Below are 18,516 nucleotides of genomic sequence, written 5' to 3'. Positions count from 1 at the left end.
GTTGTCCAGTGTAAATGATAATCATTTTCAAGTCAATATTTTTGAATGAGTTTTTTTCGGGCAACAAAAAAACTGCCGCATCTTGGCGGCAGTCAAGCGACACGGCAAATGCCGGATCAACGGGAGTGCACGAGCCGTCTGATTTTCATAGCCCCCGGGAGCAGGTTCGGTGGTTTCAAACTCGAATCCGCCCACAAGTACAATCGGATGGCTTGGATGCTCCATGTCTGCGGCGGGATGTACATGACGCAGTCTCCCTCAATCTCCACCATGCGTCGTGCGGACTCGGCGTTCCCGGATTCCGTTTCATGATGATCCTGAGCCATTCCATGTCTTTGTTCAACATGTTCTTTTCCTCTTTCTTCTGACCGGTGTGTCCATGGATCTGCGTGTCCCGCTCCGACGGTCGTTCAGAGCCGAAACCAATGTTTAGGATTGCACGATCTCATCCACGATTCCCAATTTCAATGCTTCATCCACGGAAATAAACCAGTCCTGCCGTTTCTCCTTTACTTCGACCAGTTTCTCTTTCAGAATGCGGGTTCTTGACAACACCAGTTCATCGTACAACGCTTCCAGCCGCTCACACTCTTTGACATCCCGTTTGATGTGGGTCAAATCCCCCCACAAAACGGCGGACAGCTGATGGTACATAAACGTCGAATGAGGATGCGCGACTCGCTTGTGTCCGGCCACCATGATCGCCAACGCCATGCTCATCGCCTTCCCCAGACAAATGGTGTGTACGGGCGTTTTGCTGGCCAGAATTGCATCCACCAGGGAAAAGCCGCAATAAACGGACCCGCCGTAACTGCTGATGTGCAGCTTGATCGGATGACGTTCGTACTCCCTTTTCTCCTCTTCCTGCAAGTCGTCATACAGATTGATCTCCACGATTTTCTCCACAACTTCGGCCACCGACTTCTCATCCACTCTGGAGAACAAGTACAAATTCCGTTCTTTCCGGCACTCCCACTTCCGCTTGTCCATGTTTCACCCACCCATCGGCAAACTGATCAGGCGAGGGTAATTTTTCTTCAGTTGGATTCATTTTCCTCCATTCATTGCAATAGGCTGAATTTTCAGATCGAGATTCCCATGAAAAACCTGCCCGTACCGGACAGGTCGAATTGCCACGTTAAAGAAAACATCCTCTCTTTCCGCACCGTATTGTCCTCATCCGATCTGTTCCAAATACTCTTTCAATCCTCTGTAAGAATACTCCCATTCCCAATCCACAACCTGAAACGTCCGAAGCAGTTCATGAATCAATCGCTTCAACTTGGGGGCATTCAAGCGGGCCAGTCGCTCCGTTCGCTCATCCCTGACACGCCTGAACGGGACGAACAGGTCCGTGTTGATATCGATGTAAAATCCCCATTCCTCCCCATTCGGCTCGATATAAAATGACAGAGTGACGCCTCTTGCCATCCATCTTTCACCACCGGTCTCATCCACACAAAAAGTCCCCAATTCAAAATGCATCTGGGTAACGTCAAGCGTACTGGTCACAAACGAAACCAACGCAGCGGAAGGTCTTTTCCCTTCATCTCCTTTTGAATCTTCTATGTTCATTTCCGTGAATGCATCGTCTCCCACGGATGCCGTGTGGATTTCCACCTTCGTCACACAGCCGAATTGTTGTGCCACTTCATATACTTTATGTACGATCTCCATCTTTGATATGTTTTCGCGATCGATAATGGCATAGATCGATGCCAAATCAGGGTCATTAAGCTTCCACAGCCGTTCATGCACTTTGTTCTCCTCCCGTTTCAACAGTCTGACAAGTTTCTACCAATAATTTTCATGGACTGGATGAAGATTGTCATGGAAAACATCAGATCACCGGATAAACAAAACTGTCTACAGCTTCCACGTACATTTCCTTTGAATGATTCGTATTAGTGTTTCATGAATATCCCCCTACCGCAAAGACGACCACCTGGTTGCACAAAGGATACACGCAATCGCAATAAATCCTGTGATGGTGTGACAGGGTCCGCTCCTCCATCCAACCTGGTATCCTCATTGTCCAGATATACCGGCAATGTCACGCTCATGAAGATTCCTCACTTTTGGACCATGATTGGTCTCATCAAATCTGTTCCAAGTACTCTTTCAACGCACTGTAGCAATAATCCCATTCCCAGCTTACAACCGGAAACGTCCGAAGAATTTCCTCAAGCAACCTCTTCAACTTGGGAGCATTCCATCGAGCCATCCGTTCCGTCCGCTCATCTTTCACAAACCTGAACGGGACAAACAGGTCCGTATTGACATTGATGTAAAAGGCCCATTCCACATCGTTCGGATCCACCCAAAATGACAGGGTCACTGCTCCCGCCATCCATCTCTCATCACCGGTCTCATCCACACAATACGTTCCCAAGTTAAAACGCATATCGGTAACGTCAGGGCTGTTGGTCACAAATGAAATCAATGCATCCGACGGCTTTTGCTCTTTGACACTTTGTTCATCTTTTCCGATATGTTCCAGGTATGCATCATCTCCCGCAGATTCCGTGATGATTTCCACTCTCGTCACATCGCCGAAGTGTCGAGCAACTTCATACACTTTGTGTACAATCTCCACCTGTGATATTTTTTCCCGGTCAATATAGACATCCAACGATGCAAGATCGGGATCAGTAAATATCCACAACCGTTCCGACACTTGGATCTTCCTCCTCTCCAATCATGAATTTCGCCCTGTGGCAAAAATACCGACAGGGCGAAACATTGGTTGCAAAGCGGGTTCGATACACGCCAAAATTCCTGCTCATGGATGCAACAAGATCCCGGGCATTCATCCGATGTGTTGACCAGAAATAATTATTCACCGTTCCATTTCCACGTATTTTTCCCGGCTAATCATCCGATCCAGAGCCTGATTCCGGAACCCGAGCGTGTGAAACTGTTCCGGATCCAGCTTCCGGGCTTCCGCATTGTTTTCTTTCAGGATCTGCAATGCCATCCCCGATGTCTCAATCGTGAAGGGTTTCAGTTTGAGGTCCGGGTATTCTTTTTGAAAGACGGATTGAACGGCCTGATTCATCCGATCAGCCGCTTCCCTGGCTTCGGGTTGCAGACCTCCCGGATGCTCTGTCAAACGGGAAAGTCTTGTATGCATATCGACGAGTTTGTACAGCGTCCCGGAATCCACCTGTGTCCGTTCCGAAGTCGGTGCCTGACTCCGATGATGTACCCGGGTAAGGTCCACTTCTTTCATTTGCCACTTTTCATCCCGGGCAAACTGCAAGATCAACTGATTCTCATAATAAATATGGACTTCTTTGACGGAGCGGTACTGACCGGGGTGACAGTGTCTGATCACTTTATTCCGGAGGTCCTCCAAATTTATGGTGAGATTTTCTTTGTCTCCCTTCAACAACTGAATATATGCGATGCCCGTGGGAATCCGGGCTTTTTTTCCGTCAATCTCTTCCGTCAAGAGTACCGGAGACTCATATCCTGATCCCTTGATTTGCTCATTGATCTTCCTCAACAGATTTTGAATCGTGTTCTTGCCCAACTCATTCGTTGTTTTTATCTCACAAATCTCTCCTTCCACTCTGTAATCAGGATTCTTTATTTTCTTCTCCGGCTCGAGCGGATGAGGGAGATTCCGACCATCTTCCAAAACCTTGACGATCCTTTTCTCCTCGAAAACGGCTCTCTCCAGGAATTCCAGTTCACCTTTGGCTCCAGTATCTTTGCCGGCGGAATAATTGTCCTCGATTTCTTTGAATTTTTCATCTACACATCCGGTCAGAAACGGTTCGAGCGCCTTCCATCTCTGTTTCAAATCGGCTGCCTGATGAGCTTCCCAATCCAACCTGGTTTTCTCATTGTCCAGATAAACCGGAAATGTCATGCTCAAGAGGATTCCTCACTTTCGGACAATGAAGTTCTTGTCAAATCTGTTCCAAATACTCTCTCAACCCTTTGTAGGAATACTCCCATTGCCAATCCACAGCCTCAAACGTCTCGAGCAATTCGTTGATCAACCGCTTCAGCTTGGGGGCATTCAACCGGGCCATCCGCTCCGTCCGCTCATCTCTCACATACCTGAACGGGACGAACAGGTCCGTATTGACATCGATGAAAAATCCCCATTCATCATTTACGTGCTCCACATAAAATGACAGGGTGACGGCATCGACCATCCATCTTTCACCACCGGTCTCATCCACACAAAACGTCCCCAAATCAAAATGCATATCGGTAACGTCAGGGGTGTTGGTCACAAATGAAATCAACGCATCCGAAGGTTTTTGCCCATTCACTCCTTTTGCATCTTCGTATATATTTTCCTTGAAAGCATCATCTCCCACTGATTCCGTTTTGATTTCAACACTCGTCACACCACCGAAGTGTTGCCCGACTTCATATACTTTGTGTACCACCTCCACCTGTGATATCTTCTCGCGATCGATGGTGACATAGATCTGTCCCAGATCAGGGTCGAAAAATTTCCACAACCGTTCCGGCACTTTGATCTCCTCCCGTTTCAAGAATCCAACAAATATTATACCAAAAAATACAAGGACAGGATGAAAATTTGGCGCTCATTGCCCAGATAAATCGGCAACGTACTCAAGAAGATTCCTCACTTCAGGACAATTACAATAATGTTCTCATCAAATCTGTTTCAAATAATCTTTCAATCCGCTGTAGCAATTTTCCCATTGCCAATCCACAACCTCAAACGTCCGAAGAATATCCTCAATCATATGATTTCCACACTCGTTACAGATCCGAAGTGTTGCACTCGCCCTGCCGCAAAGGTGACGGCAGGGCGATATTTGTCATTCGGCGAAACTTCTTATTTCCGAATCCGAAACACTTTGGGGTGAAGGCCTTTCAGGCTGACTTGACTTATCGTCTCACAACTCAATGACAGTTTTGAGGCAGCCGCTTCCAGGTCGTCCGTCCGGTCCGTCATCAGGATGGCTTGGCCGTCCGGAGACAAGATCCGTTTCAGCTCCTTCATGAACCCCAGGTAAAGGGGCCTGATCTCCCCGTCATGAAGAATTTGGCGCCCGAACGGAAGATTGGTGACCACCCTGTCCACCGAAGCGGCATCCAGGGGCAGGTTTCGGGCATCCCAGCGGTGAAGGGACAAATGCGGCTGTGAATGAAGATTGTTCCGCGCCGCGTCGAGGGCTTCCTCCGAGAGATCTCCTCCCCACATGCGCCGTGCGGGGTAATGAAGCCGTTCTGCCAGGATGGTTCCCGATCCGCAGAACGGATCCAGGAACGTTTGGGATTCTTGCGGCCGGGACAGCCAGACCAAGGCATGTGCCACCGTCGGGCGCAAGGCCGCTCTTGAAAATCCCCGATTTCGACCGCGCCAGCGGAATTCGGGCGGGGTCAGCCGCAAGGAAAACAAACCGGTTTGATCCATCACATCCAGCCTGAACTCCAGGAGATGCCGTTCCGCCGTTCCCGGCACCCAATGCAGCCTTTGCTTCAAAATGCCGCGCGTGGCCGCTTCGGACAAGTCAAAACGGCTGTACGTGTGTTTGCCCGACCGGCTGGCGTTGACCACAAAGGTGACGTGTTTGGCGGGTGCAACCCTTTTCTCAACCGCCGTCAAATCCAACCGGGCCACGGTCCGCTCAAGATCGTTCAAATGCACTTTGTGCGGGCCCATGCTGAACCGTTTGATGAACAGATACAGGTTGTCCACACTGCGGAGAATAAACAAGCTGTCCGGTGATGCGTCCGTTTTGAACAGAACTTTGCCGCGATACGTGTCGACAATCATCGCACGAAGTTTGGTGACGATCTCATCCCGAGCGATTCCTTCGAATCCGGGAAGCACCGTCCCCATGTACGTGATTTCCATGTTTCAAAAAACCTCCCGACCCGTTCCGGTTTTTCGCCATGACTCGTGCCAACGGATTCCGGTCGGAAGCGATTCGTTGTTTCGTCATCATCATCATGATCACTCTTCGTCCTTTCCATGCTTGAATTACCAAAAATCTTAACGCAACCTTTCCGTTTCAAGCAACGGGTAAGAAAATCCGGTTTCCGGTCGGACAAACAAAATACCCCGCCACGAAAAATGCGGCAGGGTCCATTCCTCAGATTTTGAGCTCACCCAAACGTACCAGTTCCACGACAGCTTGAGAGCGACCTTTGACGTTGAGTTTTTGCATCACGTTGGAGATGTGGTTTCGTACGGTTTTTTCGCTGATGAACAGCTGTTGGGCGATTTCCTTGGTTGTTTTGTCTTGAACCAAGAGCTCAAACACTTCTCTCTCCCGATTGGTCAACAAGGGTTTGCCTTTTTGATTGTTCAACTGTTGCCACCCTTCCTTGCTCGAGCACTTGGAACTCAAGGGGCAGGAACCAGTCAAGGTATTGTATGAGCGATGTCCGCCTGCCGTGAAGTGTGAAGGCGTTTTTGGGCGGTGTTTTCTGCGTTTCTTGCGTGTTTTTCTCCGCTTTTCACCCTCATGGTATGCGCACGGGAAGAAGTTGGTTCCATCGACGAACGCCCGAATGGGAAGGGTGACGAACAAAGGATCATCTCACCGGGATTCGAACGATCTCCTCGGGAGCAAACGTGATGGATTTGAGACCGCTTTCAGTCACCTGATAGGTATTTTCAATGCCGACGACGCCACGTCCGGGGAACGTGAATTTGGGCTCGATGGCGATCACCATGTTTTCCTCAAGCGGTTGGCTGAATCCTTTGGCGAGAATCGGCAGTTCATCCAGTTCAAGTCCGACACCGTGCCCCAGAAACTTGGCCTGGTCTTTGCCGAAGCCCATGAAATGATCCTTCAATCCGGCCGCTTCGGCCATTTCCAGCGACCGAATGTACAAAGATTCCCAGCTCACGCCCGGTTTTCCCATTTTCTCCGCTTCCTTGATGATTTCCACGGCTACCTCGTACGCGCGCTCCAGTTCGGGATCCATTTCCCCGATGACGGCCATGCGGGTCTGGTCGATGATGTACCCTTCCACGACGGTGCTGATGTCCACCAAAATCGGCTCGCCCGGAGCGATTGCTTTGCGGCTGGAACCTTGGGGGCTGGAAACGGACAGACCGAGACCGCCGGCGGGCCCGTCAAAGTACGTGGGAGTGGCGGCAGCAGCACCGGAAGCCACCATGCCCAAACACAGTTCCTGGTTGTATCCGCGCATCCGGTACATTCCCGTGTGCCCCTTGAGCCGGAGCGTGTTTTCAATGTGGGCGGACAGCTCCAGCTCCGTCATGCCCGGATGAATCACTTCCGGAAGGCTGAGGATGATTTCGTTCACCCTTGCGGCCGCTTCACGAAGCTTGTCCAGTTCATACCCGGACTTGACGGCGCGGATGCTTCGGAGCGGAAAAGCGACATCGACCGCTTCGGCTCCCGGGAACAGGGAAAGCCAGCGCAAGGCCAAGCCGTACGGAAGCACGTCCGCTTCAAGACCGAGCCGTTTCACTTCGCCGAATCGCTCCCGGATGCGCTGTCCCAGCTCTTTCATCCGGCCCATGTCTTCCACCGCCACGGACGACTCTTGTTCCGCACGGGTGATGCTTTTTTTGACGTAGAACACCGGCTCTCCGGTTTGCGGAACAAAAAGTGCCCCGTTTTGCATGGTTCCGGTCAGGTAGAACACATCGACGTTTTGCGTGATCAAGGCTCCGTCCACGTTCAAGTCGGCCAACACCCGCTGAAACCGGCGGATGCGGGATTTCACTTCAGTCTCCGGAACAAGAGGCAACGGTTGCATTCGGACTTCATCCCTTTCTGCTTCGAAGTTGATGGGGTCTTTGAAAAAGCATAAACAGTTCAAGGAAGTGAAAGGCTACCTCTATGATAGTCCAGAACCGGGGTTGAAATCCATGTTGACGACAATATTGGCTGTCTTGGCGGGATTGATCGCGATCGGTTTCATCCTGAAGCGAAACCTCCCACCAAACCGTTTGCCCGCTGATGCGATCCCGCCGCTAACTGACAGAGGGAAAAAACCGGTGGTCATGATCGTGGTGGATTCCCTGATGGACACTCCGCTGAGGGAAGCCATGCAGATCGGGAAAGCGCCCGCGATGGAGTTTCTCTCGCGACATGGGATGTACTTCCCGCAGGTGGTCAGTTCTTTTCCCACGATGAGCGTGTGCATCGATTCCACGCTGCTCACCGGTACGCACCCGAATGAACACCGGATTTTCGGCCTGACGTATTACCATCCGGAAGAACGACGGGTGATCAATTTCGGGACCGGCCTTCGGGAATCGCTGGCGTTCGGGCTCCGTTCCGTGCTCAGGGACGGGCTGCAGCACCTGAACCAGCGCTTCCTGTCGAAAAACGTCCGAACCATCCATGAAGAATATCACGGACCGACGGGATCCATCGGAGCGATGATTTTCAGGGGACATCGTCAGGTTCGCCTGAAACTTCCCCTTCTGCCCGTCTTGTTCGGCCTGGTTCCGCGGAGCGTGAAAGCCGGGACACCTGAAATCTTTTCACTCGGTTCGCTTCACCGGTTGTTTCCCGACAGCCGCCCTGCCGGTCCGTTCACCCGCTACGGATTGAACGACAAATTTTCCCGGATGGAGCTGGTATCTCTGATGCGAAGCGGCCAACTTCCGCCGTTCACCATCGTCTATTTTCCCAAAAATGACGATGCGGTCCACCAAAAGGGGCCGTCTTGGATCGAAGGGATTGAGATGGTGGACAGGGAACTGCAGGAGATCCTGCACGCGTTTCCTTCTTGGGAGGAGGCCATCGAACAAGTCACGTTCATCGTGGTGGGGGACAGCGGGCAAGCAAAAGTGATTCCCGACCGAAAAGAAGCATACGTGGACCTGCGCAAGCGCCTCAAAGGCTGGAAGATCATGCCGGTGAGGCGAAAAAGACCCCGCGCGCAAGACCAGATCGTCCTGTGTGTGAACGAACGGATGGCCTACCTGTACCCCGTGGCCGATTCCCCGACCTCCGTGGAAATCGCCCGCGCACTCAAACAGGAAAACAAACTGGATGTGATCGCCTGGAAAGAGGATGGCTGGATCCACGTTTACAGCGGGCAACGGGAGGGCAAGCTGCAGTTCCGTCCGGGAGACCGTTTCACGGACGAGTACGGGCAAACATGGGATCTCATCGGAGATTTGCCCATTCTGGATCTGACGGTGGAGGAAGGAAACCGGATCGTCTGCGGCGTGTACCCCGATGTGCTCGCCAGGCTCCACGGGGTGATGGATACGGCCGAACAAGTGGTGGTGGTCACCGTGTCTCCCGGTTACGAAATGGTCGGTGAAAAATCTCCGAAACATCCGGGAGCGGCACACGGATCCCTCCATCAGCTGGACTCGCTGGTCCCGATGATCGTCTGCGGAACCGACCGACTGCCTCCTTCGCTTCGCCTCATTGACTTCAAGCGGTGGATCCTGGAGCTGCTTTCGGAGTGATCCCCGCTTCCCGGACCAAATACGCCTCTCCCTTCCATGTTTGAAGTTCTTCACACCGCCCCTGTGAGGGCGGTTTTTCTATTGTTCATTCGAATGTTTCCTTAACATATCCTCCAAATGAAGGAACATATCTGTATAAAAACACTTGGTAAATGGAGGGACACCCGTGAGCGTTTCTGAGGCGGCAACTTCTCTTTCTTCCGTCCATCCCGACCGGAAATGGCCCTCTTTGTCCGAAGAAGAGCTGGCTCTCATGGAGCTCAGGCTCGATCCCTGGTACGAAAAAATCCCCGAGGAACTGATCCCGCATTTCATTCGGGAAGCCATCCGGATGGGAAAAGAAGCGGCACGTTCCCATGCCGGGGATTGGCCCCTCGTCAAACTCGTGAACACCATCATCTCCCGAAACGTCCGCGTCCGGTTTCACGACCGGCATCCGACCGAACCGCACATTCGCGCCCAATACACCCGAAAACCTCCCACCATCGATGTGTACCGAAGCTCGATCGACGAACTTCGCGCCTTTTTCTCCACGTTTGCGGACGGAATCCGGGACGAGGACTTGATCCGCCTCCACTTGTTCCATGAATGGTTTCACCATTTGGAAGAAACGTCATTGGGCCGGACGGATCTTCGTTTGCCCCGGGTCCCGGTCGGAAAACGCGGCCCTCTGACCATCCGGCGTCCTCTTCATCGAACCCGGGAGATTGCCGCTCACGCGTTCACCCGGCAAGCGATGAATCTCCCCTGGTCCCCGCTGCTGATCGACCGGCTCATCTCCCTGACCCGAAAAGGAAAAAGCACGTCCGAGATCCGCGAGTCATTCCAGGAGATCCGGGGAGCGGCCAAACGAATCCTCCATCCCGATCCGCCCGCGCCGGTGGAATGATCCCGTCACCCCCGGGTTTCTTTCGCACGACCCGGACCGCCCGCACCGGCCACCGCCCGAAAGGCTCCCCGCATTCCGGGGAGCTCTTTTCAAGTTTGGATGTGATTTTTGCCGCATGCTTGCGTTTCCGCTATACTGAAAGAAACAACTTGACAAACGGAAGTCGATTCCCTTTGTGACGATAGATGTCCAAATTCCGAAGTTTTGTTAAGATACAAAGAGAGGTGAGACATCATGGAGCGCTGCATATGCCCGAAGTTCGAAGCGGCGATCGAGATCTTGGCGAAAAAATGGACGGGGCTCATCCTTCGGGTTCTGATGGAAAAAAACAGCCGCTTCCGCGACATTCGGGAACAGATCCCGCTCATGAGCGAACGGATGCTGGCAGAGCGTCTCAAAGAGTTGGAGGCACACGGTCTGGTGCAGCGAACCGTCTATCCGGAGACGCCCGTCCGGATTGAATATTCGCTGACGGCCAAAGGAAAAGCCCTGGAGCCGGTGCTGGATTCCATTCAGAAATGGGCCGAAGAATGGGTGTGAACAACCGCATAATTTTCATCATTCCCGGATAAGGTATGACCGGAGGTGTCGAGTCATGCCTGTACCGTATCTCTGCCCGGCTTGCGGCACCAACCGCAGCCGGTTCAACGTGATCGAGCAAGTGGTCCAATCGGTCCGCAAAGACCCCCGCACCGGAGAAATCCTGGAAGTCATCCCTCCCGAGGATCCGCTTCAGCATCCCTACCGCGCGGAAAAATACCGGGTGCAATGCGGAGTTTGCGGCGTCATCGAGCCGGAAGAGCGCTTTATCCAGCGCGCCATTCACAATCGCCTGTCGTGAACAAACCCCGCCTCATGTCAAAGGCGGGGTTTTGTTGTGTTTGTTCACCGTCTCCGTGATTCGGTTTGACATACCGATTATAATAAAAGTGTGCAAAGATTCGCTCCCGAATCAGGGCGCTAAAGGGGTTTGATCCATGAATGCCTTCAAGGAATCCATCCTTCGTTTGATCATCGAAACGTCCACCAAGCTTCCCCCGGATGCCAAAGCGGCGATTCAGGCAGCCAAGCTGAGGGAAGACGCCGGAACCCAGGCGGCCATCGCCCTGGCCACCATCAGCGACAACATCCGGATGGCGGAAGAAAACATCTCTCCTCTCTGTCAGGACACCGGCATGCTCACCTTCAAGATCAAGGTGCCGGTGGGAGCCAACCAGATTGAAATGACCCGGGACATCCGCGAAGCGGTCGCCGAAGCCACCCGGCTGGGCAAACTCCGTCCCAACTCCGTCGACTCCCTCACCGGGGAGAACAGCGGAGACAATCTGGGAGAGGGCACGCCGATCATCAAGTTTGAGCAATGGGAAAAAGACCACATCGAAGTCCGCCTCATCATGAAAGGCGGCGGCTGCGAAAACAAGAACATCCAATACAGCCTCCCCTGTGAGCTGGAAGGGTTGGGCCGCGCCGGGCGCGATCTGGACGGAATCCGCAAATGCATTTTGCACGCCGTCTGGCAAGCCCAGGGACACGGTTGCAGCGCCGGCTTCATCGGAGTGGGCATCGGCGGCGACCGCACGAGCGGGTATGAGCTGGCCAAAGAGCAGCTCTTCCGTCGGGTGGATGACACCAATCCCAATCCCGATCTGGCCAAACTGGAAGCCTACATCATGGAAAAAGCCAACACGCTCGGTATCGGCACCATGGGATTCGGCGGCCAAACCACCCTGCTTGGCTGCAAAATCGGAAGCATGAACCGTCTGCCCGCCAGCTTCTTCGTGTCCGTGGCCTACAACTGCTGGGCGTTCCGTCGCCAGGGAGTGGCCATTGACCCGAAAACCGGCGAAATCCGCGACTGGTTGTACAAAGAACAGAATGAAGAAAAAGCTCCGCAAACTCCCGCAACCGACTCGCAAGGAATGACCGGAGGACGCACGGTGGAATTGACCACGCCGCTCACCGAAGAGCAAGTGCGCCAGTTGAAAGTGGGAGACGTCGTCATTTTGAACGGACTCATTCATACCGGGCGTGACGCCCTGCACAAACACCTGATGGATCACGATTCTCCCGTTGACCTGAACGGAGGCGTGATCTATCACTGCGGTCCGGTCATGTTGAAAGACAAGGACGGCAAATGGCAAGTGAAAGCGGCGGGACCGACCACCAGCATCCGCGAGGAGCCGTATCAGGCGGACATCATCAAGAAGTTCGGCATTCGTGCCGTGGTCGGAAAAGGCGGCATGGGCAAGAAAACCCTTGAGGGACTCAAGGAACACGGAGCCGTTTACCTGAACGCGATCGGAGGCGCCGCCCAATACTATGCCGAATGCATCTCCGACGTGGAAGGCGTCCACTTCATGGAATTCGGCATTCCGGAAGCCATGTGGCACCTCAGGGTGAAGAAATTCGCAGCCATCGTCACGATGGATGCGCACGGCAACAGCCTGCACGAAGGCGTGGAGAAATCTTCCCTGGAAAAACTTGCCGAATTGAAAGACCCCGTGTTTAAATGAATGCCCCATCCGGGAAAAGATATGGGGAGTCCACCGGACTTCCCTTTCTTTTTTATTCACACCATGCAGAGAAACAGGTAAAATTGATGGTGACCGGCGGGACGGGTGACCGGTCCGGCTTTCAAACCGTGTTCTTTGCCCGCTGTTCAACCATGTAAAGGGGGATTTTCATTACCGATGAACCTGAAAAAACTCGGAATGATGGCACTCTCCGCATTGACGGCCGTCACCCTGCTGGTACCGGGTACGGTTTCCGCCGATGCGGTGGAAGGCGAGACCGTGGTCACGCTCGGAAAAGACCTGACCATCAATCAGCAGGACGCCATTTTGAATGAGATGCAAGTGAATCGTGACGATGTCACCATCATCTATGTCACCAATGAGGAAGAGCATCAATATCTGGGGAAATACATGAGTGCGGCCACCATCGGCCGGCGTGCCCTGTCCTCGGCGAAAATCACGCTGACCGAAAGCGGCAAAGGCATCTCGGTGAAAACCAACAAGATCACCACCATTACGGACAGCATGTATGCCAACGCTGCCATCACCGCCGGGATCAAGGACGCCGACATCTATGTGACCGCTCCGACGAACGTGTCCGGCACCGCGGCCCTGACGGGAATCATCAAGGCGTTTGAAACCGCCACCGGACAAAAGATCGATGAGAACAAGAAACAGGTGGCCAACGAGGAAATCGTCCGCACCTCCGAACTGGCCCAACAAATCGGGGATCCGAACAAGGCCGTGCAGTTCATCAACCGCGTGAAAGAAGAAGTGGCCAAAGAAAAGCCGGAAACGCCCGAAGAGTACAAGGATATCATCATCAATATCTCCAATGAATTCAACATCAACCTGAACGAGCAAACCGTCAATCAGCTCGTGCAGTTCTCCCAAAACTTCAGCTCTCTCAACATCGACTGGGATGAGTTGAAATCGCAATTTGAAACGCTGCGCGGGGACATCGCCAACATCCTCAACAATGAAACCACCCGCGGAATCCTTGACACCATCCTGGAATGGCTGGGGGATCTGTTCCGCGCCATCGGTGATTTCTTCACTTCTTCCTCGTCCCGCCAGCAGTAAAGCGGGCACACCGTTCAATCGCTGCGTTCAAGCAGCGATTTTTTTTGTTTCCATGAACAAAAAACCGCCGGAACGGATGGTTCCGGCGGTTCGCCCTCCCCCCTTGCATCAGATGGAGAGCCATTTTTTGAACATGTGCTTGGTGGCGTCGCGGTTGGTTTTGGCGATGGCCGTGGTGAGCGGAATCCCTTTCGGGCAGGCTTGCACGCAGTTTTGCGAGTTTCCGCATCCCTCGATTCCGCCGTCTTCCAACAGCGCTTCGATCCGTTCTTCTTTGTTCATCGCACCGGTCGGATGCGAGTTGAACAGTTGAACCTGACCGAGTACGAACGGCCCCATGAACTCCGATTTGCTGTTCACGTTCGGGCATGCTTCCAGACATACCCCGCAGGTCATGCACTTGGACAACTCGTACCGCCATTGCCGTTCCGTCTCGGAAATGCGCGGCCCCGGTCCGAGATCGTAGGTGCCGTCGATCGGGATCCAGGCTTTGACCCGCTTGAGCGCATCAAACATGCGGCTGCGATCAACAATCAGGTCACGAACGACCGGGAAGGTCCGCATCGGCTCGATGCGAATGGGTTGTTCGAGATGATCAATCAGCGCCGTGCATGCCTGACGCGGCACACCGTTGATCACCATGGAGCAGGCTCCGCATACTTCCTCCAGACAGTTGGACTCCCAGCAGACCGGCGCCACTTTTTCACCCTTGACGTTGACGGGATTGCGTTGAATTTCCATGAAAGCGGAGATGACGTTCATGTTTTTCCGGTACGGAACCTTGAACTCTTCCGTGTAAGGCTGGCTGTCCGGAGTGTCCTGACGGGTGATGATGAAGTGTACGTATTGTTGTTCGCTCATCAGTTGCTCGCTCCCTTCTTGTCCACGTCATAGCGGCGCGGGCGCGGTTTGATCAGGGAGACGTCCACCGGTTCGTATTCGAAGACCGGGCCGTCGGCGGTGAACTTGGCTTTGGTCGTTTTCAGCCACTCATCGTCGTTGCGGTCAGGGAATTCCGGTTTGTAGTGAGCGCCACGGCTCTCGTTCCGGTTGTAAGCCCCCAGCGTGATCACACGTGCCAGTTGCAACATGTTCCACAGCTGACGGGTGAAGGAAGCGGCCTGGTTGCTCCACTTGGCCGTATCGATCATGCTGATGTTTTGATAACGCTCCATCAGCTCCTGAATCTTCTCGTCCGTTTGCTTCAGGCGATCGTTGTAGCGAACGACCGTGACGTTGTTGGTCATCCACTCGCCCAATTCCTTGTGGATGAGGTAAGCGTTTTCCGTTCCTTCCATCTTGAGAATGTTTTCGTACTTCTCTTGCTCGGCCGCACATTGCGATTCGAACGCGTCGTTTGCGAAAGAATCCACGTGTTTGTCCAGACCGCGGATGTATTCGATCGCTTTCGGTCCGGCCACCATTCCTGCAAAGATGCAGGACAGCAGGGAGTTGGCACCGAGGCGGTTGGCACCGTGATATTGGTACTCGCACTCTCCGGCGGCAAACAGACCCGGGATGTTGGTCATGTGGTTGTAGTCGACCCACAGACCGCCCATCGAATAGTGAACGGCCGGGAAGATCTTCATCGGAACCTTGCGCGGGTCTTCACCCATGAATTTCTCGTAGATTTCGATGATGCCGCCCAGCTTGATGTCCAGTTCTTTCGGATCTTTGTGGGACAGGTCCAGATAAACCATGTTTTCGCCGTTGATGCCCAGCTTCATGTCGACACAGACCTTGAAGATGGCGCGGGTGGCGATGTCCCGGGGAACCAGGTTTCCGTACGCCGGATACATTTCCTCGAGGAAGTACCAAGGCTTGCCGTCCTTGTAGGTCCAGACCCGTCCACCTTCACCGCGGGCCGACTCGGACATCAGGCGAAGTTTGTCGTCGCCCGGAATGGCGGTCGGGTGGATCTGGATGAATTCGCCGTTTGCGTAGTACGCGCCTTGCTGATAAACGGAAGCGGCCGCCGAACCGGTGTTGATGACCGAGTTGGTCGATTTGCCGAAGATGACACCGGGACCGCCGGTTGCCAGGATGACGGCGTCAGCCGGGAATGCTTTGATTTCATGATCCCGCAAGCTTTGTGCCACGATGCCGCGGCAACGGCCTTCGTCATCCTGCAGGATGCTCAGAAATTCCCAGTGCTCGTACTTGACGACTTTTCCGGCCACTTCATAGCGGCGGACCTGTTCATCCAATGCATAGAGCAACTGCTGGCCGGTGGTTGCACCCGCGTAAGCCGTCCGGTGATGCTTGGTGCCTCCGAACCGGCGGAAGTCGATCAGACCCTCGGGAGTCCGGTTGAACGGAACGCCCATCCGGTCCATCAGATAAATGATGCCCGGGGCCGCTTCACACATGGCCTTGACCGGCGGCTGGTTGGCGAGGAAGTCACCGCCGTACACCGTGTCATCGAAATGTTCCCACGGAGAGTCGCCTTCACCCTTGGTGTTCACGGCACCGTTGATACCGCCCTGTGCACACACGGAGTGTGAACGCTTCACCGGGACAAGCGAGAACAGCATGACATTGGCGCCTGCTTCGGCAGCCTTCAAGGTGGCCATCAAACCTGCCAGACCACCGCCGACAACGATCAGTCTTTCATTCATGGATCATGTGCTCCCTTCTAGTGCTGTGCCAGATGTTGCATGAAATCCGGTTGTGCGAACGCAAGAAGTGCGCTGACACCCATGTACGAAACGACCACAAACACAACGCCCCACACCCAGGTGGACACGTTTTGCGCACGCGGTCCGACGGTGATGCCCCAGCTGACCAGGAATGCCCACATGCCGTTGCTGAAATGGAACACGGCCATGATCACGCCGAGGATGTACAGGATGAGCGTCACATCATTCTGCATCAGGTTCGCCATCAATTGTGCAACTTCTTCGGGAGTCAGATCCTTCAGCGCGACCTGAATCCGCGTTTCCCACACGTGCCAGACGACGAAAACGAGCGTGATGACGCCGGTCACACGTTGCAGGAAAAACATCCAGTTGCGGAAGGTGCCGAAATTGCCCACGTTGTTTTTGGCCTGCAGAGCCACGTACAGACCGTAAACCCCGTGATACAAAAGGGGCAGAAAAATAAAAAAGATCTCCAGCACAAGCAGGAACGGAATGCCCCAGAGCCATTCGACCTGCTTGATGAAGGCGCCAGCTCCCTTGGTGGCATAATAGTTTGTAAACAGATGTTCCACCAGGAAGAAGCCCACCGGGATGACGCCCAACAACGAGTGAAGCCGGCGATTGAGAAATTCGCGTTGCTTGCTCATCGTTTGCCTCCAATCTCGCGACATCAACATTTTTTAAACAAAAATGTTCAAAAAGGGCTTGCAACTTCGCCTATTATTTTACTCCTCCCGTCATGAAGGCGTCAAGAAATCGCCATTTCTTTACAGTCTATTTTCATTTTTCTCAAGAGTGTTACAAATGGTACGGGTTTCATGATCCGCCCGGCGATTCCTTTCTTTTTCCAGTATTGCCAACAGAAAGGAGGCGTACACACAAAAAAAACGGGCCGCCGGCAACAAGGCGACTCCGTTTCGGGAAAGATGAGCACCCGGGAAAACAGATCAGGCCCCGCCCGGTCCATCTCCCGCCAGCCGGCGAAAATCATGTTTCGGGGCCTCCGGATCTTCCAGCCAGCAAGCCACCCGATGAGTCGGCCCGATCTCCGTCACCGGCGGCATTTCCTCATGGCAAACGTTCATCGCCACCGGACAGCGGTCTGCAAACGGGCATCCTGTCGGCGGAGAAAAGAGATCGGGAGGAGATCCGGGGATGGCGGCCAATTCGCGTTCACGCGGCATGTCCAGCCGGGGAACGGACATCAGGAGCATCCATGTGTAGGGATGTCTCGCTTCCCGAAACAACTCATTCACCGTCCCCGTCTCCACCAATTTGCCCCCGTACATGACCGCCACCCGGTCGGCCGTTTCCGCCACCACTCCCAGGTCATGGGTGATCAGGATGACCGAGGTGCCGGTTTCCTTCTGCAAATCGCGGATCAGGGTCAAAATCTGTGCCTGAATGGTGACGTCAAGCGCCGTGGTCGGCTCGTCGGCGATGAGCAACCGCGGACGCAGGGCAACGGCCATGGCGATCATCACCCTTTGCCGCATGCCTCCGCTGAATTCGTGCGGGTATTGCGAAAGACGTCTCTCCGGCTGCGGGATCCCCACTTTGCGCAGGATGTCCACCGCCTGCTTGCGGGCCTCCTCTTTTCCGATCCCCAAATGCCAGCGCATTCCCTCCATCAATTGGCCGCCGATCGTCATCGTCGGGTTCAGCGATGTCATGGGATCCTGAAAAATCATTCCGATCTTGGCTCCGCGGATGCGATACCACTCTTTTTTGGGCAGCTTCAGAAGATCCTTTCCTTCAAAAATCACCTCTCCCTTCCCGATGCGGGCGGGAGGCTCCGGAAGCAGTCGCATCAGCGACAGGGCGGTCACGCTCTTTCCGCTTCCCGATTCTCCGACGATGGCCAGCGTTTCGCCTTCCGCCACATCGAACGACACACCGCGCACGGCATGCACTTCACCGCCGGTCACGTGAAACGACACCTCGAGATCACGCACGTTCAGCAGGGATTTCACCGAATCC

18 protein-coding genes are annotated in these 18,516 nt (G+C 53.8%); 6 read left to right on the top strand and 12 right to left on the bottom strand.

The features are described 5' to 3' along the window. Positions 1-429 precede the first annotated feature (429 nt). The 8 genes from EG886_RS04540 to EG886_RS04505 form a co-directional block, all read right to left on the bottom strand. Positions 430-990, bottom strand: coding sequence for an ATP-dependent Clp protease proteolytic subunit (locus EG886_RS04540; protein WP_124727028.1), 561 nt, complete (start codon positions 988-990; stop codon positions 430-432). Positions 991-1,176: 186 nt separating this feature from the next. After that, positions 1,177-1,758, bottom strand: a complete 582-nt coding sequence (locus EG886_RS04535; protein WP_124727027.1) for a hypothetical protein — start codon at positions 1,756-1,758, stop codon at positions 1,177-1,179. Between the two features lie 340 nt (positions 1,759-2,098). Continuing rightward, on the bottom strand, positions 2,099-2,677 hold the full coding sequence (locus EG886_RS04530) for a hypothetical protein (RefSeq protein WP_124727026.1): 579 nt from the start codon (positions 2,675-2,677) through the stop codon (positions 2,099-2,101). Between the two features lie 162 nt (positions 2,678-2,839). Beyond that, a complete protein-coding gene (locus EG886_RS04525; protein ID WP_124727025.1) occupies positions 2,840-3,877 on the bottom strand; it encodes a CdiA C-terminal domain-containing protein in 1,038 nt (345 codons plus the stop codon). A gap of 40 nt (positions 3,878-3,917) precedes the next feature. Beyond that, positions 3,918-4,496, bottom strand: a complete 579-nt coding sequence (locus EG886_RS04520) for a hypothetical protein (protein WP_124727024.1) — start codon at positions 4,494-4,496, stop codon at positions 3,918-3,920. A 332-nt stretch (positions 4,497-4,828) separates the two neighbouring features. Continuing rightward, positions 4,829-5,854, bottom strand: coding sequence for a methyltransferase domain-containing protein (locus EG886_RS04515; RefSeq protein ID WP_124727023.1), 1,026 nt, complete (start codon positions 5,852-5,854; stop codon positions 4,829-4,831). Between the two features lie 238 nt (positions 5,855-6,092). Then, complete coding sequence (locus tag EG886_RS04510; RefSeq protein WP_124727022.1) at positions 6,093-6,311, bottom strand: helix-turn-helix domain-containing protein; 219 nt, start codon at positions 6,309-6,311, stop codon at positions 6,093-6,095. Positions 6,312-6,537: 226 nt separating this feature from the next. Further along, the gene (locus tag EG886_RS04505) at positions 6,538-7,737 is read right to left on the bottom strand and encodes a M24 family metallopeptidase (RefSeq protein WP_124727021.1); all 1,200 of its coding nucleotides are present in this window, start codon (positions 7,735-7,737) and stop codon (positions 6,538-6,540) included. Between the two features lie 247 nt (positions 7,738-7,984). On the opposite strand from EG886_RS04505, the gene EG886_RS04500 reads away from it, so the two are divergent. The 6 genes from EG886_RS04500 to EG886_RS04475 all read left to right on the top strand — a co-directional run bounded on the left by EG886_RS04500 (position 7,985) and on the right by EG886_RS04475 (position 13,897). Beyond that, positions 7,985-9,412, top strand: coding sequence for an alkaline phosphatase family protein (locus EG886_RS04500; RefSeq protein ID WP_241154417.1), 1,428 nt, complete (start codon positions 7,985-7,987; stop codon positions 9,410-9,412). Between the two features lie 166 nt (positions 9,413-9,578). Beyond that, positions 9,579-10,301 carry a hypothetical protein gene (locus EG886_RS04495; RefSeq protein ID WP_124727019.1) on the top strand — a complete coding sequence of 241 codons (723 nt, stop codon included), beginning with the start codon at positions 9,579-9,581 and terminating at the stop codon, positions 10,299-10,301. Between the two features lie 234 nt (positions 10,302-10,535). Then, a complete protein-coding gene (locus EG886_RS04490; protein WP_124727018.1) occupies positions 10,536-10,841 on the top strand; it encodes a winged helix-turn-helix transcriptional regulator in 306 nt (101 codons plus the stop codon). 55 nt (positions 10,842-10,896) lie between these two features. Further along, positions 10,897-11,142, top strand: coding sequence for a DNA alkylation repair protein (locus tag EG886_RS04485; RefSeq protein WP_124727017.1), 246 nt, complete (start codon positions 10,897-10,899; stop codon positions 11,140-11,142). A 136-nt stretch (positions 11,143-11,278) separates the two neighbouring features. Beyond that, on the top strand, positions 11,279-12,814 hold the full coding sequence (locus tag EG886_RS04480; RefSeq protein ID WP_124727016.1) for a fumarate hydratase: 1,536 nt from the start codon (positions 11,279-11,281) through the stop codon (positions 12,812-12,814). A gap of 177 nt (positions 12,815-12,991) precedes the next feature. Beyond that, positions 12,992-13,897, top strand: coding sequence for a DUF1002 domain-containing protein (locus EG886_RS04475; RefSeq protein ID WP_241154371.1), 906 nt, complete (start codon positions 12,992-12,994; stop codon positions 13,895-13,897). A gap of 108 nt (positions 13,898-14,005) precedes the next feature. Here the strand turns inward: EG886_RS04475 and sdhB are convergent, their stop codons facing one another. From sdhB to EG886_RS04455, 4 genes are all read right to left on the bottom strand, one after another. Next, positions 14,006-14,758: a succinate dehydrogenase iron-sulfur subunit gene (sdhB, locus tag EG886_RS04470; protein ID WP_124727015.1), complete on the bottom strand. Its 753-nt coding sequence runs from the start codon at positions 14,756-14,758 to the stop codon at positions 14,006-14,008. Next, complete coding sequence (sdhA, locus tag EG886_RS04465) at positions 14,758-16,515, bottom strand: succinate dehydrogenase flavoprotein subunit (protein WP_124727014.1); 1,758 nt, start codon at positions 16,513-16,515, stop codon at positions 14,758-14,760. Before sdhA ends, sdhB begins: the two co-directional genes overlap by 1 nt. Positions 16,516-16,532: 17 nt before the next feature. After that, entirely contained in the window at positions 16,533-17,183 is a 651-nt protein-coding gene (locus EG886_RS04460; protein ID WP_124727013.1) for a succinate dehydrogenase cytochrome b558 subunit, read from the bottom strand. Between the two features lie 300 nt (positions 17,184-17,483). Continuing rightward, the gene (locus tag EG886_RS04455; RefSeq protein ID WP_124727012.1) at positions 17,484-18,509 is read right to left on the bottom strand and encodes an ABC transporter ATP-binding protein; all 1,026 of its coding nucleotides are present in this window, start codon (positions 18,507-18,509) and stop codon (positions 17,484-17,486) included. Positions 18,510-18,516 lie beyond the last annotated feature (7 nt).

Source organism: Staphylospora marina (assembly GCF_003856495.1).
Classification (GTDB): Bacteria; Bacillota; Bacilli; order Thermoactinomycetales; family Thermoactinomycetaceae; genus Staphylospora; species Staphylospora marina.
Note: the sequence above shows the minus strand (reverse complement) of the source record. Positions and strands in the feature narration are given on the sequence as shown.

Coding starts and splice junctions, on each gene's coding strand:
- sdhB (WP_124727015.1), bottom strand. CDS start 14,758: ATGAGCGAACAACAATACGTACACTTCATCATCACCCGTCAGGACACT.
- EG886_RS04490 (WP_124727018.1), top strand. CDS start 10,536: ATGGAGCGCTGCATATGCCCGAAGTTCGAAGCGGCGATCGAGATCTTG.
- EG886_RS04540 (WP_124727028.1), bottom strand. CDS start 990: ATGGACAAGCGGAAGTGGGAGTGCCGGAAAGAACGGAATTTGTACTTG.
- EG886_RS04500 (WP_241154417.1), top strand. CDS start 7,985: ATGATCGTGGTGGATTCCCTGATGGACACTCCGCTGAGGGAAGCCATG.
- EG886_RS04475 (WP_241154371.1), top strand. CDS start 12,992: ATGAACCTGAAAAAACTCGGAATGATGGCACTCTCCGCATTGACGGCC.
- EG886_RS04505 (WP_124727021.1), bottom strand. CDS start 7,737: ATGCAACCGTTGCCTCTTGTTCCGGAGACTGAAGTGAAATCCCGCATC.
- EG886_RS04485 (WP_124727017.1), top strand. CDS start 10,897: ATGCCTGTACCGTATCTCTGCCCGGCTTGCGGCACCAACCGCAGCCGG.
- EG886_RS04525 (WP_124727025.1), bottom strand. CDS start 3,877: ATGACATTTCCGGTTTATCTGGACAATGAGAAAACCAGGTTGGATTGG.
- EG886_RS04460 (WP_124727013.1), bottom strand. CDS start 17,183: ATGAGCAAGCAACGCGAATTTCTCAATCGCCGGCTTCACTCGTTGTTG.
- sdhA (WP_124727014.1), bottom strand. CDS start 16,515: ATGAATGAAAGACTGATCGTTGTCGGCGGTGGTCTGGCAGGTTTGATG.
- EG886_RS04515 (WP_124727023.1), bottom strand. CDS start 5,854: ATGGAAATCACGTACATGGGGACGGTGCTTCCCGGATTCGAAGGAATC.
- EG886_RS04480 (WP_124727016.1), top strand. CDS start 11,279: ATGAATGCCTTCAAGGAATCCATCCTTCGTTTGATCATCGAAACGTCC.